Source organism: Hyphococcus sp. D3-15 (assembly GCF_055809375.1).
Genome location: NZ_CM147910.1, coordinates 3,737,983 through 3,764,964 on the forward strand (window position 1 = coordinate 3,737,983; position 26,982 = coordinate 3,764,964).

The 26,982-nt window shown below is 59.2% G+C and carries 31 protein-coding genes and 1 tRNA gene; 16 read left to right on the forward strand and 16 right to left on the reverse strand.

Annotation, left to right across the window (positions count from 1 at the left end; all coding sequences use genetic code 11):
• Nucleotides 1-10: 10 nt before the first annotated feature.
• From AC0L8G_RS17935 to AC0L8G_RS17960, 6 genes are all read right to left on the reverse strand, one after another.
• Nucleotides 11-637: an ATP-dependent Clp protease proteolytic subunit gene (locus AC0L8G_RS17935; RefSeq protein ID WP_473385521.1), complete on the reverse strand. Its 627-nt coding sequence runs from the start codon at nucleotides 635-637 to the stop codon at nucleotides 11-13.
• Between the two features lie 295 nt (nucleotides 638-932).
• Nucleotides 933-1,712, reverse strand: a complete 780-nt coding sequence (locus AC0L8G_RS17940; protein WP_473385522.1) for a sulfotransferase family protein — start codon at nucleotides 1,710-1,712, stop codon at nucleotides 933-935.
• 39 nt (nucleotides 1,713-1,751) lie between these two features.
• Nucleotides 1,752-3,119 carry a trigger factor gene (gene tig, locus AC0L8G_RS17945; RefSeq protein ID WP_473385523.1) on the reverse strand — a complete coding sequence of 456 codons (1,368 nt, stop codon included), beginning with the start codon at nucleotides 3,117-3,119 and terminating at the stop codon, nucleotides 1,752-1,754.
• Nucleotides 3,120-3,203: 84 nt separating this feature from the next.
• Nucleotides 3,204-3,288, reverse strand: a tRNA-Leu gene (locus AC0L8G_RS17950).
• Nucleotides 3,289-3,409: 121 nt separating this feature from the next.
• Nucleotides 3,410-3,910: a GNAT family N-acetyltransferase gene (locus AC0L8G_RS17955; RefSeq protein ID WP_473385524.1), complete on the reverse strand. Its 501-nt coding sequence runs from the start codon at nucleotides 3,908-3,910 to the stop codon at nucleotides 3,410-3,412.
• Entirely contained in the window at nucleotides 3,907-5,436 is a 1,530-nt protein-coding gene (locus tag AC0L8G_RS17960) for an NAD(P)H-hydrate dehydratase (protein WP_473385525.1), read from the reverse strand. Before AC0L8G_RS17960 ends, AC0L8G_RS17955 begins: the two co-directional genes overlap by 4 nt.
• 87 nt (nucleotides 5,437-5,523) lie before the next feature.
• Between AC0L8G_RS17960 and AC0L8G_RS17965 the strand changes: the two genes are divergently transcribed.
• Nucleotides 5,524-5,862: a P-II family nitrogen regulator gene (locus AC0L8G_RS17965; RefSeq protein ID WP_473385526.1), complete on the forward strand. Its 339-nt coding sequence runs from the start codon at nucleotides 5,524-5,526 to the stop codon at nucleotides 5,860-5,862.
• Nucleotides 5,862-6,563, forward strand: a complete 702-nt coding sequence (locus tag AC0L8G_RS17970) for a 2OG-Fe(II) oxygenase (RefSeq protein WP_473385527.1) — start codon at nucleotides 5,862-5,864, stop codon at nucleotides 6,561-6,563. Before AC0L8G_RS17965 ends, AC0L8G_RS17970 begins: the two co-directional genes overlap by 1 nt.
• On the opposite strand, the gene AC0L8G_RS17975 is transcribed toward AC0L8G_RS17970, so the two are convergent.
• Nucleotides 6,560-7,246: an SOS response-associated peptidase gene (locus AC0L8G_RS17975; RefSeq protein WP_473385528.1), complete on the reverse strand. Its 687-nt coding sequence runs from the start codon at nucleotides 7,244-7,246 to the stop codon at nucleotides 6,560-6,562. The genes AC0L8G_RS17970 and AC0L8G_RS17975 overlap by 4 nt on opposite strands.
• A 37-nt stretch (nucleotides 7,247-7,283) precedes the next feature.
• On the opposite strand from AC0L8G_RS17975, the gene AC0L8G_RS17980 reads away from it, so the two are divergent.
• Genes AC0L8G_RS17980 through AC0L8G_RS17990 form a run of 3 tightly spaced genes read left to right on the forward strand, consistent with a single transcriptional unit; the run spans nucleotide 7,284 to nucleotide 9,481 of the window.
• A complete protein-coding gene (locus AC0L8G_RS17980; protein WP_473385529.1) occupies nucleotides 7,284-7,715 on the forward strand; it encodes an NUDIX hydrolase in 432 nt (143 codons plus the stop codon).
• A gap of 31 nt (nucleotides 7,716-7,746) precedes the next feature.
• Nucleotides 7,747-8,163, forward strand: coding sequence for a TIGR02301 family protein (locus AC0L8G_RS17985; RefSeq protein WP_473385530.1), 417 nt, complete (start codon nucleotides 7,747-7,749; stop codon nucleotides 8,161-8,163).
• The gene (locus AC0L8G_RS17990) at nucleotides 8,147-9,481 is read left to right on the forward strand and encodes a serine hydrolase domain-containing protein (RefSeq protein WP_473385531.1); all 1,335 of its coding nucleotides are present in this window, start codon (nucleotides 8,147-8,149) and stop codon (nucleotides 9,479-9,481) included. Before AC0L8G_RS17985 ends, AC0L8G_RS17990 begins: the two co-directional genes overlap by 17 nt.
• A gap of 28 nt (nucleotides 9,482-9,509) precedes the next feature.
• Here the strand turns inward: AC0L8G_RS17990 and pyrC are convergent, their stop codons facing one another.
• Nucleotides 9,510-10,550: a dihydroorotase gene (gene pyrC / locus AC0L8G_RS17995; protein ID WP_473385532.1), complete on the reverse strand. Its 1,041-nt coding sequence runs from the start codon at nucleotides 10,548-10,550 to the stop codon at nucleotides 9,510-9,512.
• Nucleotides 10,551-10,651: 101 nt separating this feature from the next.
• Here pyrC and ygfZ point away from each other — a divergent pair, with 101 nt between their 5' ends.
• The 11 genes from ygfZ to ptsN all read left to right on the forward strand — a co-directional run bounded on the left by ygfZ (nucleotide 10,652) and on the right by ptsN (nucleotide 19,537).
• Entirely contained in the window at nucleotides 10,652-11,461 is an 810-nt protein-coding gene (ygfZ, locus tag AC0L8G_RS18000) for a CAF17-like 4Fe-4S cluster assembly/insertion protein YgfZ (protein ID WP_473385533.1), read from the forward strand.
• 45 nt (nucleotides 11,462-11,506) lie between these two features.
• Nucleotides 11,507-11,917 (forward strand): MAPEG family protein, encoded by a 411-nt coding sequence (locus AC0L8G_RS18005; protein WP_473385534.1) that lies wholly within the window; start codon nucleotides 11,507-11,509, stop codon nucleotides 11,915-11,917.
• Nucleotides 11,918-11,920: 3 nt separating this feature from the next.
• Nucleotides 11,921-12,508, forward strand: coding sequence for a DNA-3-methyladenine glycosylase I (locus AC0L8G_RS18010; RefSeq protein ID WP_473385535.1), 588 nt, complete (start codon nucleotides 11,921-11,923; stop codon nucleotides 12,506-12,508).
• A 78-nt stretch (nucleotides 12,509-12,586) separates the two neighbouring features.
• A complete protein-coding gene (locus AC0L8G_RS18015) occupies nucleotides 12,587-13,747 on the forward strand; it encodes a beta-ketoacyl-ACP synthase III (RefSeq protein ID WP_473385536.1) in 1,161 nt (386 codons plus the stop codon).
• Nucleotides 13,748-13,815: 68 nt separating this feature from the next.
• On the forward strand, nucleotides 13,816-14,430 hold the full coding sequence (locus tag AC0L8G_RS18020) for a ribonuclease D (protein ID WP_473385537.1): 615 nt from the start codon (nucleotides 13,816-13,818) through the stop codon (nucleotides 14,428-14,430).
• A 132-nt stretch (nucleotides 14,431-14,562) separates the two neighbouring features.
• Nucleotides 14,563-15,354, forward strand: coding sequence for an LPS export ABC transporter periplasmic protein LptC (gene lptC / locus AC0L8G_RS18025; RefSeq protein ID WP_473385538.1), 792 nt, complete (start codon nucleotides 14,563-14,565; stop codon nucleotides 15,352-15,354).
• Nucleotides 15,351-15,863, forward strand: coding sequence for an LptA/OstA family protein (locus AC0L8G_RS18030; protein WP_473385539.1), 513 nt, complete (start codon nucleotides 15,351-15,353; stop codon nucleotides 15,861-15,863). The genes lptC and AC0L8G_RS18030 overlap by 4 nt, the downstream gene beginning before the upstream one ends.
• 142 nt (nucleotides 15,864-16,005) lie before the next feature.
• Entirely contained in the window at nucleotides 16,006-16,752 is a 747-nt protein-coding gene (lptB, locus tag AC0L8G_RS18035) for an LPS export ABC transporter ATP-binding protein (protein ID WP_473388904.1), read from the forward strand.
• Between the two features lie 21 nt (nucleotides 16,753-16,773).
• Nucleotides 16,774-18,285, forward strand: a complete 1,512-nt coding sequence (gene rpoN / locus AC0L8G_RS18040; protein WP_473385540.1) for an RNA polymerase factor sigma-54 — start codon at nucleotides 16,774-16,776, stop codon at nucleotides 18,283-18,285.
• Between the two features lie 77 nt (nucleotides 18,286-18,362).
• Complete coding sequence (gene hpf, locus AC0L8G_RS18045) at nucleotides 18,363-18,929, forward strand: ribosome hibernation-promoting factor, HPF/YfiA family (RefSeq protein ID WP_473385541.1); 567 nt, start codon at nucleotides 18,363-18,365, stop codon at nucleotides 18,927-18,929.
• A gap of 143 nt (nucleotides 18,930-19,072) precedes the next feature.
• Entirely contained in the window at nucleotides 19,073-19,537 is a 465-nt protein-coding gene (ptsN, locus tag AC0L8G_RS18050) for a PTS IIA-like nitrogen regulatory protein PtsN (protein ID WP_473388905.1), read from the forward strand.
• Between the two features lie 37 nt (nucleotides 19,538-19,574).
• Here the strand turns inward: ptsN and AC0L8G_RS18055 are convergent, their stop codons facing one another.
• The 8 genes from AC0L8G_RS18055 to AC0L8G_RS18090 all read right to left on the reverse strand — a co-directional run bounded on the left by AC0L8G_RS18055 (nucleotide 19,575) and on the right by AC0L8G_RS18090 (nucleotide 26,901).
• On the reverse strand, nucleotides 19,575-19,871 hold the full coding sequence (locus AC0L8G_RS18055; protein ID WP_473385542.1) for a DUF1150 family protein: 297 nt from the start codon (nucleotides 19,869-19,871) through the stop codon (nucleotides 19,575-19,577).
• A 262-nt stretch (nucleotides 19,872-20,133) separates the two neighbouring features.
• On the reverse strand, nucleotides 20,134-21,153 hold the full coding sequence (locus AC0L8G_RS18060) for a threonine ammonia-lyase (RefSeq protein WP_473385543.1): 1,020 nt from the start codon (nucleotides 21,151-21,153) through the stop codon (nucleotides 20,134-20,136).
• 88 nt (nucleotides 21,154-21,241) lie between these two features.
• Entirely contained in the window at nucleotides 21,242-22,057 is an 816-nt protein-coding gene (locus AC0L8G_RS18065; protein ID WP_473385544.1) for an undecaprenyl-diphosphate phosphatase, read from the reverse strand.
• A 77-nt stretch (nucleotides 22,058-22,134) separates the two neighbouring features.
• Nucleotides 22,135-22,533, reverse strand: coding sequence for a response regulator (locus AC0L8G_RS18070; protein WP_473385545.1), 399 nt, complete (start codon nucleotides 22,531-22,533; stop codon nucleotides 22,135-22,137).
• 116 nt (nucleotides 22,534-22,649) lie between these two features.
• Nucleotides 22,650-23,306: a histidine phosphotransferase family protein gene (locus AC0L8G_RS18075; protein ID WP_473385546.1), complete on the reverse strand. Its 657-nt coding sequence runs from the start codon at nucleotides 23,304-23,306 to the stop codon at nucleotides 22,650-22,652.
• A gap of 84 nt (nucleotides 23,307-23,390) precedes the next feature.
• Nucleotides 23,391-23,747, reverse strand: coding sequence for a YdbL family probable chaperone protein (locus AC0L8G_RS18080; RefSeq protein WP_473385547.1), 357 nt, complete (start codon nucleotides 23,745-23,747; stop codon nucleotides 23,391-23,393).
• 12 nt (nucleotides 23,748-23,759) lie between these two features.
• Entirely contained in the window at nucleotides 23,760-23,957 is a 198-nt protein-coding gene (locus tag AC0L8G_RS18085) for a YnbE family lipoprotein (protein WP_473385548.1), read from the reverse strand.
• Nucleotides 23,958-24,078: 121 nt separating this feature from the next.
• Nucleotides 24,079-26,901, reverse strand: coding sequence for an intermembrane phospholipid transport protein YdbH family protein (locus AC0L8G_RS18090; protein ID WP_473385549.1), 2,823 nt, complete (start codon nucleotides 26,899-26,901; stop codon nucleotides 24,079-24,081).
• Nucleotides 26,902-26,982: the final 81 nt, after the last annotated feature.

The window sequence follows — 26,982 nt, forward strand, 5'->3', positions numbered from 1 at the left end:
AATCTTGTCTCTACGCCTCCGCGGCTGCGGCACGTTCGTTCAGGACCTTGTCGATCAGACCGAAGCCGACCGCCTCTTCCGGATCCATGAAATGGTCACGGTCCAAGGTTTTCTCAATAGTTTCATAGGACTGGCCAGTGTGCTCGACATAGATTTCGTTGAGCCGGCGCTTGATCTTGATGATATCCTGGGCGTGGCGCTCAATATCGGACGCTTGTCCCTGGAAGCCGCCTGATGGCTGGTGGACCATGATCCGGGAATTGGGCAGCGAGAACCGCATATCCTTTTCCCCGGCCGTCAGCAGCAGCGACCCCATGGAAGCCGCCATGCCGACGCACATGGTGGAAACCGCCGGGCGGATGAATTTCATGGTGTCATACATGGCGAGGCCGGCCGAGACCGAACCGCCTGGAGAGTTGATATAAAAGGAAATTTCCTTTTTCGGGTTCTCCGCCTCAAGGAACAGCAATTGCGCGACAATGAGGGTCGAAATCCCGTCATGGACCGGGCCAGACAGGAAAATGATCCGCTCTTTCAAGAGCCGCGAATAGATGTCGTAAGAGCGCTCGCCCCGGCTGGTCTGCTCGACGACGATCGGCACGAGCGTGTTCATGTAAATATCGTGGGGGTCTTTCATCGACATCCTCTTTCTCAAACTACGGGGCCCGGCCATTCCCAAATGCGCCGTCCCGGGGGCGTTCCAACTCGTTCAGCCGGCGAAAAGGCGGGTCCGGCTGGTTAATCCAATTCCTTAAGATGGGGGCTCGAACGACAGGCGCCAGCCCCTTTTTTCAACCTTAGCGCCCTCCGCTTAAGCGAGGGTTATTCTTTTGAAAATGCAAGATTTTCCTCGGCAATGGGTTAACGAACGCCAAGCTCGTCCGATAAAGTTTCAAAATGGCCCGACCAAACCTGGAGGGCGCGGACGCCGCTCAAGACTGGGCATCCTCGAGGCTATAGCCAAAACGCCGGAATGTCGGCTCATATAGGGCCCGGGCCGCCGCCACGGTCGCCCAGCCTAACGGCTTTGCCGCAATATCTCGCCATTGCGCGAAATATTTTTCGTTAATGCCAACCCGCACATCACCGGGCGCTTTGAAGTCCGGCTCAAGCCCCATAAAATGCGCCAGCCTCGCAAGCTCCTCACTGGGCCGCTCTACCAGGTCCTCGTAACGGACGATAATTGAACGGCCCAGATGCGGCTGATCACGAAGAAAACCGCGATGCGCCAAGGTCCAGTTCGCCAAAATGCCTGCGACCGGATTGCGACGACAGTATTTTTTCGTAGCTATCGAGCTAGCAATAGGATGGCGCGTGATCAAAATAAAATAGCTGTTCGGAAAACAAGCTTGCAAATAGCGCATCCGAATCAAGTTGGGCGGCGATTTCTCCAACAGCACTGGACATGAAAGGTCCCAATGCGCGGCCCACTCAGAAAACAGACGGTCAGCTTTTTCCGGGGCCGCAAACCGTGAACTCTCGTTCATATAGGCGAAGGGATCGAAGGCGAAACGCCCAAAGGCGTCACTCCCTAACCCTTTGGTTGATGGATAGACGCTCTGAAGGTGCTGGCCTTCGTCCATATGGGCGCTAGTGTCGTGAAAACCGCTGATCGCGGGATGCTCCGCCAGCAAATTCGCCAACCAAGTCGTACCACTTCGATGGGCGCCGCCGATAAAGATGAACTTCCGATCAAAACGGCTGAGAGTCATTCAAAACCCATTTCTGCGAGAGGTGGCGTTCGGCCTAGCCTAGCCGAACGCTTCTTCGCCTTCAGGCTCTTCCATCAGCTTTTCTTTGGTGACGGTTTTGTCCGTCACTTCGGCGCGCTCGATGATGTAATCAACGACTTTTTCTTCGAATAGCGGCGCGCGCAATTGCTGAATCGCGCCGGGGTTTTGCTGGTAAAGTTTCAGCACATCCTGCGGAGAAACGTTCTGTCCCTGCATCTGGTAGTATTGGGACTCGCGGATCGCCTGCTGCTGGATCGCCTGTTGCAGCTCCGCCGAGGGAACCTGCACATCCGCGCGCTTGCCGATTTCCGCGAGCACGAGACCGAGGCGCACGCGGCGCTCAGCAATCTTGCGATACTCTTCTTTCAACTCGTCTTCCGTTTTGTCTTTGTCCTCGTCGTCGCGGTCAGCGCCTTCGACCTGACGCCAAATCTGCTCAAACTCTGCGTCGACCATGCCCTTCGGCAATTCGAAATTATGGCCTTCATCGAGTTTATCGAGGAGAGAGCGCTTCAAATGACCGCGCGACTGACGCTTGAAGTCGCCTTCAAGACGCTCCGTCAAACGGGATTTCAAATCTTCAAGGCTTTCAAGGCCGACTTTCTTGGCGAGTTCGTCGTCGATCTCGACTTTCTCCGGCGCTTTGACTTCATTCACCGTGACATCAAAGACCGCGTCTTTTCCGGCCAGGTCCGCTGAGCCGTAGTCTTCCGGGAAGGTCACTTTCACTTCCACGGCGTCGCCGGTCTTGGCGCCGACAAGCTGGTCTTCAAATCCGGGAATGAAGGAATTCGAACCAAGCACCAGCTCGATCCCCTCGCCTTTTCCGCCAGCGAATTCTTCGCCATCCACTTTACCGACAAAGTCGATCACCAGCAGGTCTTTTTCTTTCGCTTTCGCGGTTTTGCCGCGCTCTTTGTAAGAAGTTTGCTGTTCGGCGATGTTGTTCAGCGCCTCGTCAATATCGGCGGCAGGCACTTCTGCGACCGGACGGGTGAGCTTCAGGCCGGCGACATCCATAGGCTCGAAGCTGGGCAAAATTTCCGCATGCAGATCATACTCCAGATCAGCCTTGCCCTCGATCACATCGTCGATCTTGGAGATAAGCTCAGGGCGCGGCGCACCGGCAGGCTGAAGGTCGCGATCTGTGAACGCTTTTTGAGATGTCTCGTTGACGATCTCCTGGATGATTTCGCTCATCATCCCTTTGCCGTACATTTTCTTCAGGAAGGAGACAGGCGCCTTGCCCTTGCGGAAGCCTTTCAGATTCACGCGGCCTTTGACCTCGTTCAGGCGCGCGAGCAGTTTTTCGTCGAGCTCGGCTGCGGTCACTTTGACCTGAAACTGGCGATCAAGCCCTTCGGCGCTTTTCTCAATGACTTCCATGTCTTGTCTCGTCTCTCATCTGGCCAAAGGGCCGTAAAACCATCTCTTTGTCGTCACATCCGCCCTCGCGATCAGGGCGGAAGCTGGTGCGGATGAGAGGACTCGAACCTCCACGCCTCTCGGCGCCAGAACCTAAATCTGGTGCGTCTACCAGTTCCGCCACATCCGCAGGACAACGAGCGTCAAATCCACGCTCGCAAACGCAAACGGGCCGCGGCGTAAGCTGCGACCCCAAATGCGAGCGGGCTTCTATACCAGAGAAAACCGCCCTGTCGAGGCGTAGCGGAGGCTCACAGCCGTTTTTCGAACCACATCACGTCGTGAAACCTGCCGAATTTGCGCCCGACCTCGCTCAGGGTCGAAATATGGGCGAATCCGCAGGAAAGGTGCAGCGCAACGGAGGCCGGGTTTGGCGCGGCGACGAGCCCGTAGGCCCGGTGCACGTCAGCGCCGCCAAGCGCCTCAAAAAGCGCGCCATAGAGCCTTTTCCCCAAGCCGGCGCCCTGCCCCGACGGCGCCAGAAAGACCGAGGTTTTCACCGACGTCTCATAAGCGCCCCTTGGATCGAACGCTGAAGCCGAGGCAAAGCCCGCAACCTGGCCCGCCTGCTCCGCCACGAAAACCGGCTGGCGCGGATCGCCCGCCCGGGCCGCAAACCACTGGCGGCGATCCGCATCGGTGTGTTCCACGGTCTCAAAAGTCACCGCAGTATCCCGAATGAACGGATTGTAGACCGCATTAATCCCGGCAGCGTCATCGGGGCCAGCCAGACGGATCGTAACCGCGCTCATTGCTGCGCAGCGCCGGCCTGAGGCGACGGTTCGCGCATCTGTTGCTGGGGCGGCGCAAAAAGCTGTCGCAGTACACCCGGCAGCGCGCCCGGCAGGTCCTCGGCGGTAAGGCCGGGACCGGCCGCCTGCCCGCACGCCCCATGGAGCCAGACTCCCGCAGCAGCCGCTGCGAAGCCATCCATCCCTTGCGCGCGGAGCCCGGCGATAAAGCCGGCAAGGACATCACCTGCGCCGGCTGTGGCGAGGTCAGGCGGCGCATTGGCGTTGATCAACACACGACCGTCCGGCGCGGCGATCACCGTGTCCGCCCCCTTCAGCACAATAACGCATCCGGCTTTCGCGCTCGCCGCGCGCGCCGCCGCGAGCTTGCCGTCAAGCTTGATCTCCTCAGGAAACAGCCGTGCAAACTCGCCGCTGTGAGGCGTCAACACATCATCAGCGCGAAGCGCTGAAAACAATGTTTGCGGATTGTCTGCAAAACTGGTGAGAGCGTCCGCATCAAGCACAGCGGCGGCCTTGGTTCCTAGCACCGCCAGCACCTTTTCGCGGGTGAGCGCGCTGACGCTCATGGCCGGGCCAGCAACGACACACATTGAGACGCGCTCTGCGTCAGCGAGATGCGCCGAAACATGATCAGCGGTGTCGGCGATACTCAACATGATCGCGGTCAGATGCGCTGCGTGCACAGACGCTGCATCCGCCGGAGAGAGCATGGTCACAAGGCCCGCGCCCGCGCGCAACGCGCCCTCTGCGGCGAGGCGGATCGCACCTGTATTGAGTAGTCCGCCAGACAAAGCCATCACGGCGCCGCGATGATATTTGTGCCCACCCCATTGCGGCCGCGGCAGGAGACCGCCCCACAACGCAGGATGGTTTTCAAATGTCTTTGCACCGGCGCCGGTGCTGGCCTCGTCGCTGATCCCGATATCGACGATGTCAACCGCGCCAGAAAGGACGCGCCCGGGCATCAGGAGGTGAGCCGGCTTTCTTGCGTGGAAGGCAACCGTTCGGGCCGCATGTATAGCAACCCCCATCACTGCGCCCGTATCTGCATTGACGCCGGAGGGAAGATCGACCGCAAGCACCGGCGCAGGATGGGCATTGATCGCCTCGATCGCGGTTTTCGCCTCCCCTTCAACGGGGCGGTCCAGTCCCGTTCCGAAGATAGCGTCAACGATCAGGCCGGCGTCAGCCAGCGCGTCCGGCGAAAAAGCGTCAATATCGCCGTCATAGAGCCCCGCCATGAGGGCGGCGTCTCCGGTGAGCCCGTTCCGATCGCCAATCAGCGCAACCCGCACCGGCCAGCCGGCTTCCGCCAGCACCCGCGCCACCACAAAACCGTCGCCGCCATTATTGCCCGGACCGCAAACCACAGCGACGGATCGCCTGGTCCAGCCGCGCAGGAGGATTTCGGCGGTTTTGCCGCCCGCCGCCTCCATTAACGCCGCAGAAGCGGTTCCCGCGCCGATCGCCGCAGCCTCAGCCGCGCGCATTTCGCTCGCAGTCAACACAATAAAGGGGTTCACGCTTGACACCTTTCCTAACGCGCCGTCTCTTATATGAAAGTTTAGCAAATTCCTGCAAAAGCCAAAACGTAACCGTCGCGAGCCGCCATGAAAAAAATCGAAGCGATCATCAAGCCTTTCAAACTAGACGATGTAAAGGAAGCACTTCAAGAAGCGGGCCTTCAGGGCATGACCGTCACAGATGTGCGCGGCTTTGGCCGACAAAAGGGGCATACGGAGCTTTATCGCGGCGCTGAATATGTCGTCGACTTCCTGCCGAAAGTGAAGATTGAGCTTGTCGTCGATGACGGCGTGGTCGAACGCGCCGTCGAAGCGATCAAAAACGCCGCGCATTCGGGGCGCATTGGCGACGGCAAGATCTTCGTGTCGCCAATCGACGACGCTGTTCGCATCAGAACCGGAGAAACCGGCCGGGACGCGATTTAATGGGCGCTGGCGCCGAAGCTCACCACGAATTCACACCCGCACCGACGGAAGACCGGATTTTCGCGAGCTTCGCCGCAGCGTTAGGGCGCGCAACGCGCTTTGAGGAGCCCTATCGACATTGGCAAGTCAGGAATGTCCTGCCAAAGGATGTTGTCTCAGATTTCGCCTCCCTCGAATTCCCGGTCTCCGGCGTCGGCGACCTGTCTGGAAAACGCGAATATCACAATGAAACGCGGCACTATGTAGATGCCGGTAATATTGCGCAATTCGACTGCGCCGCAGCGCTGGCCAACGCATTTCAGGCGCCGCGAATGATCCGCGCGGTAGAGGCTTTCTTTGAAACCGAAATCGACGGGACGTTCCTGCGTATTGAATACGCACAAGACGTAACCGGCTTCTGGCTTGAGCCTCATACGGATCTTGGCGTCAAACGCCTAACCCTGCTCATCTACCTTCCCAATGGCGAAGGTCAGGACGATCTGGGCACGGATATTTACAATAGCGACAAGAGCTGGGCCAAACGCGCGCCCTTCACACCCAATAGCGCAACAGCGTTTGTGCCGAGCGACAACACATATCATGGCTTTGAACGCCGTGAGATCGCCGGCGTGCGCAAATCTTTGATTCTCAACTACGTCACCACGGACTGGCGCGACCGGGAACAGCTTTGCTTTCCTGAAAACCCGGTAAGCCGCGACTAAACGGCAAGCGGCGCAATCAATTGCGGCCCGTCATGGCGCGGGGAGTTTACTTCCGTCGAGACCGGGTGGGACGCCCAATAGCCGGCCGGCGCAGGCGCCAAGAGCCCTTGCAGCGCATTCACATCCCGCTCGTCAGCCTCAAGCCACAGGTTGAAGGATTCCGGCGCAATGACGACCGGCTCGCGGCTGTGAAGCCCCCGCAAATCCGGCCCTGCCGACGTGGTCAGGATCGCCAGCGTATCGATTTCGCCGCCGTCGGGATCAACGGCCGTCTCCCAGATGCCGGCGAAACCGATCATCCCCTCCTTGCGCTTGTGAATAGCGAAGGGCTGCTTCGCCTTTGCAGGCTTGCTTTGCCATTCATAGAAGCCGTCAGCCGGCACCAGGCAACGGCGCCGCTTGAATGCGCTGCGGAAACTCGCTTTTTCCAGCACTGTCTCACTGCGCGCATTGATCAGTGGCCGCTTTGCGAGATTTTCGAGAAATTCGCCTTTCGCCCAGGACGGAACAAAGCCCCAGCGCATCAGGGAATATTCGCGCTTGCGCATTTCATTCCGGCGGATAGCGGCCACTGGCTGGGTCGGACAGATATTATAGCGCGGCGGAAAATTGTCGCGCACGTCGACACCGAATAGCGCCGCGACTTCCGCTGGTGCCGATTTAAAGTAAAAGCGTCCGCACATGCCAAGTTCCTGTCAAAGCCCAGCATAGAGGAAAACCATGAGCGACCGCGAGAAAATCTTCGCCGGCGTCGGCGCTGTGGTGTTCCGCGGCGAAGAGGTGCTGGTGATCCGCCGCGGCAAGGAGCCATTCAAGGGCCAGTGGTCGATCCCCGGCGGCGGCCTTGAATATGGAGAGCGGCTGGAAGCCGCCGTCGCCCGCGAGGTGCGCGAGGAAACCCGCATCGATATCAACGTGCTGGGCCTGCTTGACGTGTTCGAAGCATTGCCGCCCCAATCCGGCGCGCCGCATATGCTGATGATCGACTATGTGGCCGAATGGGTTTCTGGCGAGCCGGTGGCAGGCGATGACGCCGTCGAAGCGGAATTTGTCAGCCTTGAGGAGGCGAAGCGGCGGATTTCCTGGGATACGACAAGGCGCGCCATCGCCCGCGCCGCAGACTGGCGCGCCCGCTATGGCCCGGCGTCATAATCCGGCTATAATTCCACGCGAAAGAAGCCTCATGTTCGTCCGAAATCTCATCGCCGCCGTCTTACTGCTCCTTGCGCCCGCCGTGTTTTCGGCGCCCGCCTGGAGCCAGGACCTCGAATCCTATCAGCAGCGCCAGCGTGACCTCGCTTCCCTGGCGACGCTCTTCGGAGAGCTCCATCACTTGCGGCGTAGCTGTGAGCCGCGGCTGGAGGGCGACATATGGCGCGAGCGGATGAAAAAGATGATCGAACTGGAAGAGCCGCAGGCGGATGAACGCGAGGCGCTGGTTCAGCAATTCAACAAAGGCTATCGCGGCGCCCAGCAACGCTTTCCCACTTGCGACCGGCGCGCGCGCGATTATGCAGCGGGACGCGCGGCGCAAGGCGATGAAATCGTGATGCGGCTCAGCGCTGCATTACGAGAGCCGGCTATTGAGTCGTTCGAATAATAAAAAGGGCGGACCGGAACTCATGATGACCAACCGCTTCATGGCGCTTATTGCAGCATGCGTATTAGGCGTAACGAACGCCTGCTCCCCCACCCCTCAGGACAAAACGGTCGCGACACCAGCGATTGCTGACAAGCAGATTATCGATGCGACACTGTCCGGGTTTGTTGAGCGGGGCGACATCGCCGGCGTGTCGGCGCTTGTCTACAAAGGCGGAGAAGAAGCCTATTTCGGCGCGTTCGGCATGGCCGATATCGAAGCGGGTAAGCCGATGACCCGCGACACGCTGGTTCAGATTTATTCAATGACCAAACCCGTCACCGGCGTGGCGCTGATGACGCTCTATGAGCAAGGCAAGTTTGATCTTGACGATCCTCTGGAGAAATACGCGCCGGAATTTTCCGGCATGAAGGTTTATGCCGGCGAGGACGCCAATGGTGCGCCAATACTCGTTGATCTAGAGCGGCCGGTCACCATTCGCGACATCACACGTCACACCGCCGGGTTTTCCGGATTGGGCGATGAGTCCGGCGCTGCGGCGTTGATGCAGAAAGCGGATCCGCTGAATTGGGAAAATACGCTTACCGAAATGGCGGAAAAGCTCGGCGATGTGCCGCTCTCCTTTCAGCCGGGCGCGCAATGGCGATATGGACCTTCCGTAGACGTTCAGGCGTTTCTGGTCGAACGGATTTCCGGCGCGCCTTATGGCGACTATGTGCGCGAGCATGTGCTCGAGCCGCTCAATATGGCTGATACCGCCTACTACGTTCCCGAAGCTAAACGCGACCGGATGGCGGCGCTCTATCAAGTCGGCGATGATCTCGTACGCCAGCCTGACGAACAGGTGCGCGCCTTAAATTACAAGCACTGGGCGATGACGCCGGGCGGCTTTGGCCTTGTCGGTTCTATTGACGATTACATGACCTTTGCGCGGATGCTGGAGAATGAGGGCGAGATTGACGGCGCGCGCATTCTTGATCGCGAAACGGTTCAGTTGATGGCGACCAACCATCTTTCGGAAACCGTCACCGATCGCTCCTGGTTGCCGAGCAAGGGGCGGGTCGGTTTCGGAATCGACTTCGCCGTGCGCACCGCGCCGCCAGCGGAGGATGCCGAAAACTATGGCGTCGTTGGCGAATTTTTCTGGGACGGTTATGCAAGCACGCTCTTCTGGGTCGACCCGGAAAACGACCTCGCCGCCGTGCTGTTCGTGCAATTCATCCCCTTTAACGGCGTTCCCTTGCACAAGAAGTTTCGCGACGCCGTTTACGGCATGCCGATGCGCGGAGAGCCTGACGCCGCGGCGCAAACAGACTGACGCGACGAAACCCTAGGACTAGCCGGGACTAAGCGTCGGCAAGCCGCCAGCCGAGCCGTTTGCCCGCCATGAACGGGACAAGCGGCGCGTCCGAAGGCCCGACTTGTTCAGGAACAAGAGTCTCTTTTCTTTCCAGCACAATCTGCCCGCTATTGAGCGGCAGGCCGTAAAAATTCGGACCATGTTCCGAGGCGAAGGCTTCAAACTTGTCGAGCGCGCCTTCTTCTTCGAAGATGGTTGCGTAGCTCTCCAGCGCGTAAGGCGCGTTGAAAATGCCGGCGCACCCGCAGGCGGATTCCTTGGCGCTCACCGCATGGGGAGCAGTGTCCGTCCCGAGAAAAAATTTGGATGACCCAGAGGTCGCGGCGGCGCGCAAAGCCAGGCGGTGCTTTTCCCGTTTGGCCACGGGCAAGCAATAAAAATGTGGCCGAATGCCGCCCGCGAAAATTGCGTTGCGATTAAACTGCAAATGATGCGGCGTAATTGTCGCCGCCAAATTCGCGCTCCCCGCCTTCACAAAGTCGACCGCATCCGCAGTCGTAATATGCTCAAAAACGATTTTAAGCGCCGGGAAATCCGTGATCACCTTTGACAAGACGCGCTCAATAAACACCGCCTCTCGATCAAAGATATCAATCTGGCTGTCCGTCACTTCGCCATGCACGAGCAAAGGCATGCCGATGCGCTGCATGGCCTCCAGCACCGGATATATATTTGCGATGTCCGTCACGCCGAAACTTGAATTCGTGGTCGCATTGGCCGGGTAAAGCTTGCAGGCGGTGAACACGCCGGATGCAAAGCCCTGCTCGACCTCGCTCGCCTCAAGCGTGTCCGTCAGGTAGCACGTCATGAGCGGCTCAAAGGCCAGAGCGTTGTCGGTCGCCGCGATTATGCGCTGGCGATAAGCCTCGGCCGCCTTCGCCGTCGTAACCGGTTGCGCAAGATTGGGCATGACGATTGCGCGCGCGAACTGTCGCGCCGTGTAGTTGGCCACCGCTTCAAGCATGGCCCCGTCGCGCAAATGCACATGCCAGTCATCGGGTCTGCGCAGGGTAATACGGTCCGCCACTCTATCCTCTGTCCTTGCTATGGTGAGGCTTTTAGGCCCTCGCAGGCCCGTGAGACAAGGGCCGCTTTAAATATGCGCCAAAGGCGCTTACATGGCGCGATATGAGCCAGATCGAATCATTATCCGACCGCACCATCATCCGCCTTACCGGCGAGGATCGTTATACCTTCCTTCAAGGGGTGGTCACGCAGGATGTCGACCTGCTGCAAAAGCAGCCTGCAATATTTTCCGCTCTGCTGACGCCGCAAGGAAAAATTCTGTTCGACTTCTTCGTCGTGACCGATAGCGATGCACTGCTGATCGATTGCAATGCGGACGCCGCGCCGGCATTGTTGAAACGATTATCCATGTACAAACTTCGGGCGAAGGTGAGCCTCGCGGTGGATCCCGCCCTGCACATTATCGCCAGTGACGCAGAGATTTCGAGCGGCCTCGCCTTCCCCGACCCGCGCGACCCATCGCTCGGTTGGCGCGCGATAATCAGCGATGGAGTTAACGCGTCGGATGGCGATTATGACCGCCGCCGGATTGCGCTCGGCATTCCCGAATTCGGCAAAGACTTCGGGAGCGACGAAGTGTTTCTCACGGACGTCAATTACGACATGTTGAATGGCGTCAGTTACAAAAAGGGATGCTTTATCGGCCAGGAAGTCACCAGCCGCATGAAGCGCAAGGGCGAGATCCGTCGGCGAAGCCTGATCGCCGAATTCGACGGCGCCGCGCCCGAAAAAGGCGCTGCCATCACCGCTGGCGCCTCAACGCTCGGCGAAATTCTGAGCGGTGGCGCGGGATGCGCGCTCGCGCAAATTCGCATGGACCGCCTTGAAAAGGCGAAAAACGATGAAATCCCGATTGAATGCGATGGGCGCCCGCTGCTCTTGCGCGTTCCCGCCGCCCTCGAACGCGGCTAATCTCCTCCCCACGATCTGACGATCAGAAAAAATGGAGGAAACGTCATGACCCCCACCGCTACCGCTCTGCTCGCTTATGTGGCCTGGTCAATTCTGTTGCTTCTTTCCCTTGGCGCCTTGCGAACGACGTTGGTTGTCGGCGGCAAACGCGCCGCGAATTCCTTCGCTGCGACCGGCGACGATATGGACGCGTTTGGCAAACGCCTTACCCGCGCCCATGCCAATTGTTATGAGAACCTTCCCGCAGCCGGCGCCATCATGTTGTATGCAATCGCAACCAACCAGACCGGTCTGACAGACGGGCTTGCTTATGCGCTGCTCGGCGCGCGCATCGCACAGTCGCTAGCGCACCTCGTCTCGACCGACCGGCTTTGGGTGACTATCCGTTTCGCTTTCTTTATTGTGCAAATCGCAATCTTGATTATTTGGCTCTTGAGACTCTTTCACCATATTTAGACCGTGACGAAAAAAATACATTGCCTGTGGGCGCCGATCGACGACCCTGTGTATCGGGACTATCACGATACGGAATGGGGCGTGCCGGAATATGACGACCGGGCGTTGTTTGAAAAACTGATCCTTGACGGATTTCAGGCGGGACTTTCCTGGCGCACGATTTTGTACAAGCGCGACAATTTCCGGAAAGCCTTTGACGGTTTCAATCCGGAAAAGATCGCGCGCTATAGCCCGAAAAAAATTGAACGGCTCATGAATGATGCCGGCATCATCCGTTCAGCAACGAAAATCAACGCCGCGATCGGCAACGCAAAAATCTACCTCGACATCATGGACAAAGAGCCGGACGGATTTGCCGGCTTTTTATGGGACTTTGTTGAGGGCAAGCCGCAGGTCAACAAATTGAGCGACTATCGCAAGCACCAGGTGAAATCGCCCGCAAGCGAAGCGATGGCGAAAGAGCTCAAAGGACGCGGCTTCAAATTTTGCGGGCCGGTAATCGTCTACGCCTTCATGCAGGCGGTCGGCATGGTCAATGATCACGAGCAACGCTGCCCGCGCTGGAAAGAGGTTCAGAATCTGGCTCGCTAAGCGCCGCCGCCCGCAGTTGCACGCAAGGCGCGATGGGCGCAGATTAGCGCAAACCCCAATTTTTAAAGGCCTTCCATAATGCCCAACTCACCCGCCGCTGATGTCCGCATCGTCGCTACCGGCCTCTACACCCCGCCTCACGCCATTTCGAATGAAGAACTCGTGGCGTCGCTCAATGCGTATGTCGAACGGTTCAACACAGAAAACGCAGCGCAGATCGAGGCGGGCGAAGTTGAACCCTTGCACCCCTCTTCGCCTGAATTCATTGAAAAGGCGTCCGGCATCAAGTCTCGCTATGTGGTCGATAAAGAGGGCATTCTCGACATTGACCGCATGGCCCCGCACATCGCGCCGCGCCCGAATGACCAGCTTTCACTTCTTGCTGAAATAGCAGTGCATGCAGCCCGCGACGCGTTGCGCGCTGCCGACCTGGGCCCTGAAGACATTGACGGCGTGATCTGCGCCGCCTCGAATATGCAACGCGCCTATCCCGCGATCGCAGTTGAAATACAGGACGCACTCGGCATTGATGGCTACGCCTTCGATATGAATGTCGCCTGCGCGTCCGCCACCTTCGGCATCGAGACCGGGCTCGGCCTGATCCGCGCCGGGTCGCGGCGCATCCTGATGGTCAATCCGGAAATCTGTTCGGCGCATTTGAATTTCCGCAATCGCGATTGCCATTTCATATTCGGCGATGTGGCGACAGCGGTCATTCTCGAACGCGCAGACGGCGCACCGTCAGGCGAGACATGGGACATTCTCGGCACGCGCCTGAAAACCAAATTCTCCAACAATATCCGCAACAATTTCGGCTTCCTCAACCATTGCGAACGCGAGACAGGCGCGCCGGCGGACCCGCAAACCGATCCGGCGACCGACAAGCTGTTCATGCAGGAGGGCCGCAAGGTCTTCAAAGAAGTGGTGCCGATGGTCAGCGAAATGATCTCCGGTCATCTTGGCGCCCTTGGCGTAGCGCCGGAAAATGTGAAACGGTTTTGGCTGCACCAAGCGAACCTCGCCATGAATGAATTCATCGCCCGCAAGGTTCTTGGCCGCGACGCGACCCGCGAAGAAGCGCCGGTGGTGCTCGATGCTTACGCCAACACCTCGTCAGCCGGATCGATCATCGCCTTCCACAAGCACAAGGAAGACTTCAAACCGGGCGACATTGGCGTGATCTGCGGTTTTGGCGCTGGTTATTCGGCCGGCTCCGTGGTCGTTCGCAAAACCGCTTAATGCGGTGTTCACAAAATTGGTGAGAATGATATGCCTCGCCGGATCAGCAAGCCGGGAAAGACGCGATCATGACCAACTACCTGCATAAGGGCGATTTGCCAGAGGGCCTCAATCTCGGCCCGGTCGTCGCGATAGACAGCGAAACCATGGGGCTGATTCCGCAGCGCGACCCGCTCTGCGTGGTGCAGCTCTCCTCTGGCGACGGAAACGCTCATCTGGTGCAGCTTGATCGCAAGACTTACGACGCGCCGCGGCTGAAAGCGCTGCTGGCCGACGCCGAGACGCTGAAGATCTTCCATTTCGCCCGATTTGACGTCGCTGCATTCCAATATTGGCTGGGCGTTGAGACAACGCCGATCTACTGCACCAAGATCGCCTCGCGCCTGTGCCGGACCTATACCGACCGCCATGGCCTGAAAGACGTCACCCGCGAGCTAGCGGGGGCGGAAATCTCCAAACAACAGCAATCTTCGGACTGGGGCGCGGACCAGCTAAGCGAGGCCCAGATTGATTACGCCGCCTCAGACGTCCTGCACCTTCATGTCATCCGGGAAAAACTCGACGCCATGCTGGCCCGGGAGGGCCGTACGGCGCTGGCCCAGGCTTGTTTCGACTTCCTGCCGACGCGGGCGGCCCTCGATCTCGCCGGCTGGCCGGAAATCGATATCTTCTCCCATTCGTAAGGTCGTTTTCCGGTGAAAACGCCCGCCCCCTTGTTTCCCTCAGCCCCTCGCGCGACTATATGAGGACTGGGCCTGCGCCGCCACGACGGGCGGGAGCAAGGCTCTGTAAACGATAGGGAAACCCTGCAGGTCATGACGGCCGCCATCACGGACACGCAAAAACCTTCAGCGGAAGCGCCATCGTCGGCGCCGCCGCGCCGGCGCGTGCTGGAGAGCCTGCCGTCTCGCGCCCGCACGACTGGCGATCAGGCCGCCGCGCGCTCGCGCATGGTGAAGCGCCTGCGCCTCGCCTTGCCGATTCTCGCGCTGGTGCTGATCGCGGCCTTTCTTTTCAACACAAGCTCAAACGAAGTCGACGACGCCTTCCTGAAGGACTTCGAGGATATGACGGCGACGGCTGAAGAGCTGCGCATGGCCAATCCACGCTTCGCCGGCGTCGATAACAAGGGCAAGCCGTTTGAGATCACCGCCAGTTCCGCCACCCAGAACACCAGCGTAAAAGATGTTGTCACGCTCGAGCGGCCGCGCGCCGTGCAGGGCGAGAACAACGGCTCGACTGTTGTCACCGCCGATAAAGGCATTTACCGCTCCGACGTCAATATTCTCGAGTTGGAGGACGGCGTCACTCTGCAACATGAAGTTGGCGCGGACACCTACCTGTTTCGTTCTCCTTCCGCCACAGTTTCGATTAAAGAAGAGCTTGTCACCAGCAATGCCGGCGTGGGCGGCGAAGGCGCCGACGGCAGCACGCTGCAGGCCGACCAAATGAAAGCTTATAATAGCGAAGGGCGCGTCGTCTTCGAAGGAAATGTGCGTATGCGCATCTATCCGAAAAAAGACTCCGCTGACCCCGCCGCAACCGAGCAACCAAGCCCCCCTGAAAAGCCCGCCCTTAAAGACCCAGAGACCGGCACGCCAAAATGAAATTGACCCGATTTTCGATACCTGCAACGCCAATCGCCGTTGCTTTCGCCGCCGCACTGTTCGCAGCGATTACTCCGCCCGCTGAGGCGCAGCTCATCGCTGCCGGCGACAGCAATGAACCCGTAGATATCACCGGCGCAACCGCGGAGTTTCAGGATAACTTCGCCGTCTGGACCGGCAATGTGCGCGTCGTCCAGGGAGAAGCCATTCTTACAGCTGAACGGCTTGAAGCAAAGCTCAATGACGAAGGCGATTTTGAGACCATCACCGCGATCGGCTCGGTGCGTTATTCAAATGGGAAAGAAGCCCTGACAGGCGAGCGCGCAGTTTACGATGATGCAGCGCGCACCATTGTCATGACCGAAAACGTAATCGTCACCCAGGGCAAACAAGTCATGTCGGCTGGCAAGATCACCTATTGGATCGACACCGGCAAGGTGTTGTTCATGCCGGAGCCCGGCAGGCGCATCCGGGGATTGTTCTTCACGGGCGAGGACGACAAGTCCTGAACAAACTGCTCGCAAGAGCAACATCTAAACAGAACGTTAAGGTTAACCGCAGAGCTTCACGAAACGTTAAAGAGAGGCGCGCTTAATGAGCGACAATATGGAACCAGGTGCGAGCATCAATGCGTCCGGCGCGACAAAGAAAATGACGCCTAAAGTCATTGAGGGCGGCGGCGCGCTGTCCGCTGAGAATCTGGGCAAGTCATTCAAGCGCCGCCCGGTCGTGCGCGGCGTCTCCATGAGCGTCAAACGCGGCGAAGTGGTCGGGCTGCTCGGCCCGAACGGCGCCGGCAAAACCACCTGTTTCTACATGATTACGGGCCTGATCCCGCCTGATCGCGGCCGCATCATGATTGACGGCCACGACGTCACAAACCTGCCCATGTATCAGCGCGCCCGGCTGGGTGTCGGCTACCTGCCCCAGGAAGCTTCGATTTTCCGCGGACTTTCCGTCGAACAGAACCTGCGCGCGGTTGTCGAGCTCATAGAGAGCAACAAGGACAAGCAGCAGGCGATCATCGACGATTTGCTTAACGAATTTCACATCACTCATCTGCGCAGCGCCCCGGCGATTGCGCTGTCTGGCGGGGAACGCCGCCGGGTCGAGATCGCCCGCGCCCTCGCCACCGCCCCCTCCTTCATGCTGCTGGACGAGCCATTTGCCGGCATCGACCCTCTCGCAATCGCGGAAATTCGCGAATTGGTGGCCCATTTGAAGACTCGCGGCCTCGGCGTCCTGATTACCGACCACAATGTCCGGGAAACTTTAGACATTATTGACCGTGCTTACATTATTCATGAGGGCGAGGTCCTGATTGAGGGCGCGCCCGGCGAGATCGTCGGCGACAAGGACGTGCGGCGCGTTTATTTGGGCGACCGCTTCCAGATGTAGAGAGTTCGGCCTGGGGGTAATGTGGCGTTAACACCGAAACTGGAGTTCAGGCAGTCTCAACAGCTGGTCATGACGCCGCAATTGCAGCAGGCGATCAAATTGCTGCAATTGTCGAATCTCGAACTCGCCGAATATGTCGACGATCAGCTTGAACAAAACCCCTTTCTCGAACGCGACGAAACACCGGTCGACGGCCCCGCTGAACGGCGCGGCGAAAAACCCGCGGAAGCGGAAACCAAACCGGCCGAAACCGATGGCGTCGATCAGGCGAGCGCAAACACCGCGCAGGAATCGCTCGACGTTGAATATGAAGACGTCAATCCGGGAGACTCCGGCAGTGACGCCGCCTATGGCGAATACCGCCCGAATGACTGGGCGACCGCGTCCTCAGGGAGAGGCTTCGACGGCGACGATCCGGAATTCGGCGCGACGCTGAAGAAAGAAATCTCGCTCGCCGATCATTTAACCGAGCAGCTTCACCTCGCGACCCGCGACCCCCAACAGCTTTTCGTCGGCGCCTATATGGTCGACATGATCGATGAGGCTGGATATTTGCGCGAAGACCTCGCGGCTATCGCCGACAGGCTTGGGGCGGAGCTTGCGGATGTTGAAGAAACCCACCGCATGATCACCAGCTTTGAGCCCTCAGGCGTTGGCGCGCGTGATCTGAAAGAATGCCTGAAATTACAGCTTATCGACGCAGACCGTTATGATCCGTCTATGCAGGCGTTTGTTGAGAATATCGAACTCCTCGCCAAAAACGATTTGAAGGGTTTGTTGCGCGCCACCGGCGCCGATGAAGAAGACGTGCGCGACATGATCGCGGAAGTGCGCGCACTGACGCCGAAGCCGGGCTACGCCTATGGCGGCGGCGTGGTTCAATCAGTTGCACCAGACGTCTTCGTCGCAAAATCACAGGACGGCGGCTGGCGCGTCGAACTCAACAGCGAAACCCTGCCGCGCGTACTTGTCAATCAGCGCTATCACACGGAAATTTCTTCGGTGAAAGGCGCAGACGAGAAAGACAAAACCTACATCACCGAGCAATTCGCCAACGCCAATTGGCTGTCGAAAAGCCTGCATCAACGCGCGCAAACAATTTTGAAAGTGGCGAGTGAAATCGTCCGGCAGCAGGATGCGTTTCTTGCTTTTGGCGTCAAACATCTGCGCCCGCTCAATCTCAAAGTCGTCGCGGACGCAATCGAGATGCACGAATCAACAGTTTCGCGGGTCACTTCCAATAAATACCTCGCCACGCCGCGCGGCCTGTTTGAGCTGAAATACTTTTTCACCGCCTCAATCGCCTCCTCCAGCGGCGGCGAAGCCCATTCGGCGGAGGCCGTCCGCCACCGCATTCGCGAGATGATCGAGGCGGAAACCAAGGACTCGGTTCTTTCCGATGATAAGATCGTTGACATCTTGCGCGAAGAAGGGGTCGATATCGCCCGCCGAACTGTCGCCAAGTATCGGGAAACATTACATATTCCCTCTTCGGTACAGCGCCGCCGCGCGCTGTTGCAAACCGCAATCTAACCCTTTAATCCGGCCCCCGGCGCCGATATAATGGTGGTGTAGCGGTCCCCTTGGGATCGCCGGTTTCAGGAGGTCGAATGGACATTCAAGTCAGCGGAAAAAACATGGATTTGGGCGACGCCCTGCAGTCCCATGTCTCAGGTAAACTCGAAGACAGCGTCCACAAATATTTCGATCGAGGCGCAGAGGCGTCTGTCACCTTCACCAAAGAACGCCATCTCGTTGACTGCGATCTGACAGCCCACCTCGCTTCTGGCGTGTTTTTGGCGGCCCATGGCGAGGGCGGCGACGCCTATAGCGCCTTTGAGGAAAGCCTCGAAAAGCTCGAAAAACGCATTCGGCGCTATAAGCGGCGCCTGAAAAATCATCACATTAACGGCAAAGACCCACTGCCGGCGGAAAACGCCTCCTATTACATGCTGGAGCCGTTCGCTGAGGTGGAAGATCCTGAAGGCGATGTCGAGACTGACCTAAACCCGGTCATCGTGGCGGAAAGCCAGACAACCCTGCGGGAAATGACGGTTGGCGCGGCTGTCATGCAGCTCGATCTGGCCGAACAACCTGCGGTGGTCTTCAAGAATGCCGCACACGGGCGAGATCAATGTGGTCTACCGCCGACGCGACGGCCATATCGGGTGGGTTGATCCGGGAGCCTCTTAGGGGTACACGCGGCGCCGCTGGCAAGCGTCAACGCAGCCGCCCCGATGGGTTATGATTAATGAAAACCTTAACAAATTCGTTTAGTGACAGCGGTTGCGAACCGGTTAGCTGAGTTTGCGTGAGCGTAATGGGACTTGAAGATCTTCTTAGCCCTCAGGGCGTCATCCATAACCTCCGGGCGAAATGTAAGCGCGAAGCGCTGCAGGCGCTCGCGGAGCAAGCGAGCGACCTCGTGGGCCGCCCGACTGCTGATATCATGGGGACGTTGCTGGAGCGCGAGCAGCTTGGCTCTACGGGCGTGGGCGACGGCGTCGCCCTGCCCCATGGCAAGATTGAAGGCTTGTCCAAAATTGTCGGCGTTCTCGCCCGCCTGGAAACGCCGGTGAGTTTTGACGCGGTGGATGATCAGCCGGTGGACCTGGTGTTTATGCTTCTGGCGCCGGCGAACGCCACCGCGGCCCACCTCAAGGCGCTGGCAAAAGTCTCCCGCCTGTTCCGCGATGCAGAAGCACGCGAAGCGCTGCGCGGCGCCGACTCAGCCGAAGCATTGTTCGCCATCGCCACGGCCGACCAGAAGCACCACGCCGCTTAGCGCGTTATTTCTCATTTTCGAGTTTGCAGAATGCTCGTCAGTGAACGCTAACCGGGTTCATTTCATATTGGCGCGCCGCCGCGAAAGCGAGATCGCGACTGCCGACCAAAGCCAGACGTTCGCCGCTCGAGGAATGCACCGAGTAAAGAATGTCGTCGCTTTCCACCTCAAGCGTCAGTTCACCGTCATCATCAAGAAGGTCGTCGAGCACGTCGCGCGCAGCGACCGTTCGGATGTAGACGAGCTTGCGCCCGCCGAGTTCTGCAAAATCGCGCGCTGACAACGGCTTTTTCTCGCCGTCCATCAGGAAATCGCCATCTTTCATCACTGCCATCGTCTTCTCTCTTCCTTCGCCACTCCAGCCGTTTCCGGCGCTTGGCTTCACTGATTTTCAGGGAAACTGGCTAGCAAAGCATGAACGCCGGACACGAAAATCACCGGTCCTTTTTACACAGCGTAAAGGGCGATGCTTCGCCCATTTTGTGGCAGGACCGCCATTTTTCGCGGTGTACGATCTATTTAAGAAGGAAAGGTAACCATTCAATAAGCATGTTTCCCACACGCGCAAATGTGAGGTCGAGGGAAACCGCTTTTCCTTATGGGGCGGATTTTACGATTGGGCGGCCTTCCAGAACTGCCGTGAACACTGCATCGTCGACATTGCCGCCAGACAGAGTCAACGCGACGGTCTTGCCTTTTGCGTCGAATTTTCCCGACAGGATCGCCGCCAGCGCCACCGCGCCGCCGGGCTCTACGGTGAGCTTCAGCGCCTGATGGGCGAAGATCATCGCCTCACGCACATCGCTCTCCGACAAGGTTGTCCCGCCGCGCACCAGCCGTTGCATGATCGGCAAGGTCAGCTTGCCCGGCGACGGCGTCGCAATCGCATCGCATATTGTCGGACGGGTCACATCGGCGCGATGGGGAACGCCGTCGCGAATGGTCGCCCAGGTTTCGTCATAGCCTTCCGGCTCGGCGATCCAGACTTCAGTGTCAGGCGAGACGTCGTTGAGGATGGTTGCGCAACCGGCGGACAATCCGCCGCCGCCGCAACAGGTGATGAACGCATCCAGCGACAGCCCGCGCGCCCGCGCATCCTCGAAAGCCTCAAGCGCCGCCGTGCCCTGCCCCTCAATAGTGTGCGGGTGATCGAAAGGCGGCGCCAGCGAAAGCCCGCGCGCCGCCATGATTTCAGCCCCAATTGCTTCGCGATCCTCGCTATAGCGGTCATAGGTGAGGACTTCCGCGCCCAAGGCGCGGACATTGCGCATTTTGATGGCGGGCGCATCGGCGGGCATCAAAATGACGGCGCTGACGCCCATCAGTTTCGAAGCATAGGCGACGCCTTGCGCGTGATTGCCGGACGACCACGCAAGGACGCCTTGTTGTTTCTGCTCTGCGCTCAATTGCGAGATCAGATTATAGGCGCCGCGAAATTTGAACGATCCATAATGCTGCAGCACTTCAGCTTTGAGGAGGATGCGCCCGCCTGCAATCTCGTTGAGCGCGACATTCTCGATCAGCGGCGTTCTCACGGCATGGCCCGCGATGCGCCTGGCGGCGGCGCGCACGCCCTCAGCGGAAACGGTTGTTGGGTCTAATACCGGCGCATCCATAAAATACTCATGAAGCAAATTGCTGCATGCGTTCTGACGGCAAATTCCGCCATCGCCAAGACCTTTTTGGGGCGCTCTCGCGGCTGTGTTATTGCGCGGTCAGCGAACCCGCCATGGCAAGCAGCACAATGCCGAAAATAATCCGGTAAATCACAAAAGGCGTGAAGCTGATCTTTCGCGTCAACTGCATCAGCACCGCAATCGCCGCATAGGCGCAAACAAAGGACAAGACAGCCACAATGGCGGCGCTCGTCATCGTTGCGCCAGCGCCTTGCTGAGCGATATCGATCGCCGCGAAAAAACCGAGCGCAAGAATTGTCGGGATGGCGAGCAACATCGAAAACCGCGCCGCCTCACTGCGCGCCATCCCCAGATAGCGCGCCATGGTCATGGTGATGCCGGAACGCGAAACCCCTGGCACCAGCGCGATCATCTGCGCCGCGCCAATGGTCAGCGCGTCGCGCCAGGTGATGGCGTCCAGGCCTTCACGGTCGCCTTTGGAACGGTCCGCATGCCACAATAGTGCACCGAAAATGATGCTGGTCCAGCCGATCACCACCGGCGACCGCAAGGCCGAAGTCAAATCGAACAGGACAAACACCGCCGCCAGCGCAAGCGTCGGAATGGTTGCGGCCGCGATGAACAGAAACAGTTTGCGGTCGTCGCTCGCCTGAAAGCGCAGCGTATCGATGCCGCCGCGAAACAGCATCGCCGTTTCGTTGCGAAAATAGATCAGCACGGCGGCGAGAGACCCCACATGCGCGGCGATGTCGATCAGCGGTCCCTGATCGGCCCAGCCATCGACGACAATCGGCGCAAGAATGAGATGGGCGGAAGAGGAAATCGGAAGAAATTCCGTAATCCCCTGAATAATCGCCAGCACGACAAGTTGAAGAAGCGTCATGGCCCGATCTTTAACCCGTTCGCCATGACCGCACTATGGCAATCTGCGTCCGGCGTGGTTTCTTTTTATTGAGAGGCCTAAGCGTTGGCGGCGACGGGCGGCTTGTCGATGAGGCCAATCTCGGCGAGCTTCGCCGTGACGGCGCCTTTGTCGAACGGCTTTAAAATATGATGGCTGGCGCCGGCCGCTTTGGCGAGCGTGAATTGCTGATGGTCATTCTCGGTGGCGCACAAAATGATCGCAGGCTTGTCGCCGCCCAAGCTCGCCGCCTCGCGCAGAAAATCCAGCGCGCCCATGGAGGGCAAGTCCCAATCGAGGAACACCGCACCCGGCTTGTGCTCACGACAATACTCAACCGCGAGCGCCGCATTTGCTGCGCCCTCGGCCTCAAGACCGAGATCGGTGAGGATGCGAATCGCGATTTCCCGAATCACTTCGGAATCATCGACGACGAGGCAGGTCTTCTGTGTGGTCATGGCGTCAGGGTCCGTATTGGAAATGGCGGATCTGAGCCTGATTTTGCCGTGGCGGCGTTAGCACAGGATTAACGCAAGGGCCGGGATACCGGCTATTCGGCAGCTGATTGCGCCCTTCAGGCCCCAAAGGACGCTTTGAAGGTCACCACATCATCCGCCCGCTCGACAGAGAGCTGGCCGCCGCGTGATTTGATCAGCCGGTGCGTAATCAGCGCCGGCGTGAATTTCGGCGTCATTTCGGTCTCATCACCGCCCAATGCGCGCACCAGCGCTTCATTGAGCAGGACCTTTTTGCCGGTCGCGGTGATGGTGAAATCCGTGATGTCGCCGTCAATGGTGACGACGCCGCCGCGCGGCACGCAATCGGCCGCCGCATAAGCCAGCACCATCAGCACTTTGACGTTTTCCTTGCCCGCATAGCCGGTGCCGATGCGCCAATCGAGCTCAGCCTTGGTGACCGCGAAGAGATCGGTCAGCGCCTTTTGCGCATCTTCAAGACTGATCTGGGCGCCAAAGCCCCCCGCCGCGCCATAGGCGAGGCGCGCATAGGCAAGCAGCGCGATGGCTTTTTGCGCGCCGGAGCGGATGAGGTCCATCGCCGCCTCGCGCATCGCGCCTTCCATGCTCGGATCGTCGAGCACTTCAAGGCCCGAACTAAGCGCGCCCACCGGATTGATGAGGTCGTGACAAACCCGCGAGGAAATGAGCGCCGACAGATCGAGCTCTTCGGGTTCATGATCATCGGGCGGGGTGAGGTTGGCGGCTTCGGACATGGGACGAGAACTTTCAGCTGAGTGAAGTCCCGTTATCCCTGATTCGCGCCGCCCCCGCCTGTTTTAATTCCCCGGGGGCGGGCCTTAGCGCTTAACCCAGGAACCGGATTCCAGCCGGACGCATTGCCCGGACGTCGCCTGGTTCATCAGCTTTTCCGCCGTCAGCGCCGCCGCCACTTCAACCGTGACGCCGTTGCGTTTGGCGATATCCGCATAGACCGCCTTGCGCTGCTGGTTGATGTCGCGGATTTCGCGGCGCAATGCGTCGCTGGCGTCAGCGCCTGAAACCACGCCGAGATAACCATCGGCCTGTTCGCCGACCACGCAATTGTCCTTAGCGTTCTCCACCATGGCGCTCGCCGCCGCAGCGGGTGCAACGGAAAACGCAAATCCGACCGCCAGAGCGGCCGCCGACAAAATCTGTTTCATTGAATGTTTCATGTCGTCCCCCTGTTAGAAAATGTCTGGATTTTGCGCGATCGCATTATCAATTTCGCGATCCAGCTTGACCAGCACTTCTCCCGATACATTGACGTTGAGATTGACCTCAATCGGCTTGTCGCCGCCTTCGAGCCTGACCGTATTGCACGCCATCAGCAGCGCCGCGCAGGGCGCGATCATCCATAATCTTGCCGTCTTCAGTTGCATCATTGGGGTCGCCCTCCGCCCTGGAAAATCCATCATTCGTTCTTCACGTTGGCCTTATCTTATCGGATGGTTGGGGCGAAAAATAGGCGGAAATGCGCCGTACTCGCCGTTCTTTTCCCGGCTTTTAGCCGCCTTCCTCAAGCGCCCGCTGGATTCTCAGCTTGATGTCGCGCGAAAGATTGGCCTGCCGCAGCAGGTCGAGATTCTCCACATAGAGGTTGATGCGGTACAGCACCGGCACGTTGGAGACACGCTGATTGCGGACATTCACGTCGCCGGCGCCTTCAAAGCGCATGGAAAATTTGAGCTCGCCGTCAAGCGCGCCATCCACGGTGACTTCGAGCAGATCATAGCGCAGGTCTCGCAGGAAATCGAAGGCGACGGCGGCCTCGTCGCCCGCCTGCTCAGCCGCGAGGCTCGCCGCCCCCTGATAGCGGATCACCCCCGGCCCTTCCGACTTCAGGACGCCGCCTTCAATACTGGCCTTGCCGTCCTTGAAGACCAGCGGCAGCGATCCGCTGAGAATGCCCTCGCCGGACAGGCCCTCTACCTTTGTGTAATCGATCACCTGGGCGATGTTGATATTGTCCGCGCGCAGCGGAATCTGCGCCTCGCCCGCAAAACTCGCCGTCGCTTCATAAACGCCGAGCGAGCCGCCAAACCAGGGAAACTCGCCGCGCTCAAGCCGCACCGTATCGTCACCGGGAAACTCAAAGCTGATGACCCCGCCTTCAAGTTGCAAGGCGTCGAGATCGACGGCGCTCACCGTGATCGTCTGCAAGCCGTCCGTTTTAAGCGGCAGAAGATCCGTAAGCTGAACGGTTCCGTTCACGCCGGAGGTGCGCGTCACCGCCCGCGTCGGACCGCCAAAGGAAATATCGCCAAGTATAAACTCCGCGCCGGATGCGGCGTCATCCGGCGACCACCCGAACTTGATCGCGCCGTCCATCCCGCCTTCCGCGGCGTCGACAATCCCTTTTAGCGGCGGGAATATTTTATTGGGCTGCAAGCCAAGCCGCGCAAAAGCGAGTTTGCCGAAGGAAAACTCAGTCTCGCCGCTCGCGGTCTTCATGTTGTGAACGCCGTCGCCGGCGCCGAGGCGGTAATTGTCCGGCGTCGTCACCGTATAGGCGAAGCGGCTTTCATCGCCTTTCAGCAACGCGGTTCCGGCCGCCACGACAGGCGCGATCAGCCGCGTCTGGCCTTCTTTCAAGTGCTGCGCGATGGAAAGCCGGTCGATTTCCGCGCTTGCGCGCATGGTTTCATCTAGCGCGCCTTCGAAGCGGCCGATAACGCCGGAAATATCCAGCCCGTCATTCAAAATCATCGCCCCCCCGGCGGCGGAGCCTTTCAGAATCGTGCGGTTTTGCGCCGGATGATAAGCCGCATCGAAGCGGATCGCCGGCGGGCGGCCCTGAGCGCGGGTTTCACCCATGCGGAAGTCGGCTGTGCGCGCCGCCACTTCTCCGGCGAGGGAGATGATCATGTTGTCGCCCCAATCGACAACCGCCAACGGCCCTTCCGCATTACACAAGGTCAGCGCGGCGGCTTTCAACTCAAGATCCTGCGCCTTGATGGCGCCGCGCCCGCGCTCCACCGCAAAGCAATCGCTCTTGCTGACGATCGTCGCGCGCTGCGCGCCCATGTCTGCTTTGATCTTGAACACGCCGCCAAAAGGCGCATCGGAAATTGTCAGCCTGCCAATCGCTGCGCGCCGTAAAGCGGATTTCACCGATATGTCGGCGTCAATCTCGTCGCCATTGCCTTGCGCTGACAGATCAATGCGGCTGTTGGCCAGCGAAAGCCCGTTGGAGGCGAACTCAGCGATATCGACCGGCGCGGCGAGCCGCCATTGCGCGCCTTCATGGGTCAAATCCAGTCCGCCGGATGCGTCGACGCCATCGCTGGCGAGCACAAAGCGGAAGGACGCGCTTTCATTCTCTCCATTGCGCGCAAAGAGCGGCGCATCGCCTTGCGGCGTCAGCGTCAACGCAGCGCCATCAGGCGTCGTCAGCGCCAGGGGCGCCTCTTCTGCGAAGCGCATGGCGAATGCATTTTCGGAGAACACAACATCAACCGCGCCGGAGAGCGCCGCGCGATGCAACTCCTCACCGAAAACAGTCTGCATCTGCGCCGCGCTCATCAATGGCTGCGCCTCAGTCTCGCGCAATTCAATCTCCGGCGCTTTGAACGAAATGCGCATCTCACCGGCCAGCTTGTCGGTCGCGCCGTTCACTGCCTCGCGCCATGACGCGGCGTCGCCGGCCAGCGTTGCCTGAAAATTTCGCAGGCTTGCGCCCGCCATGTCTGCGCCGCCCTTGGCGTCCGCTTGCAGCTTCACCTGTCCGTCCGGGGACAAATCAACGCTCGCCGCGCCTTTCACATTCGAAAATGTAATAGCGCGCCAGACGAATGTCTCCGCTTCGAGCTGCAGCGCGCCTGCGCCGCCATGAGCTACGTCATATTCGGCATCGATGCTTCCGCGCGCATCGCCTTCAGGCGCGTCGATAATCAGCGCGACGCCTTGCAGGAATAACCGGTCAAAGGGCAGCGCGCTGCTGCCGCTGCTCCCTCCGGCGCGATCGTCGCCGATTTTAAACCCGGCGACGGCGATGCTTCCGCTCTCATCGATCCGAACCCGGACTGCGCCCGGCCCGGCGCGCACCGCATCAACCTTCTTTTCCTTCCACGCCCGCCGCCAGTGAAAATCAGCGGCGATCGTTTCAAAGGAGATATCCCTGGCTGGAGTCGGCCCCGCCGCAACATTTTCAAGGCGAATGCCCGAAAGGCTTAAGGCGGTGACCCGCGCTTGCGGGTTTTCAAGCCCCGCCCCCACCATGGCGGAGCGCACCGCCCAACCAGCGATCGGCATGCGCAAAAGATAGGCGGCCACAGCAAGGATCGCTGCAAGGGTTAACAAAACCGCGATGAAACGCGCCGCCCGCATGATGTTACTTAACTCCCTCAAACATGACCGCTGGTTTTCTCTATTGATTAACGCTGATTTCGTCTAATGACCGCGGTTCGT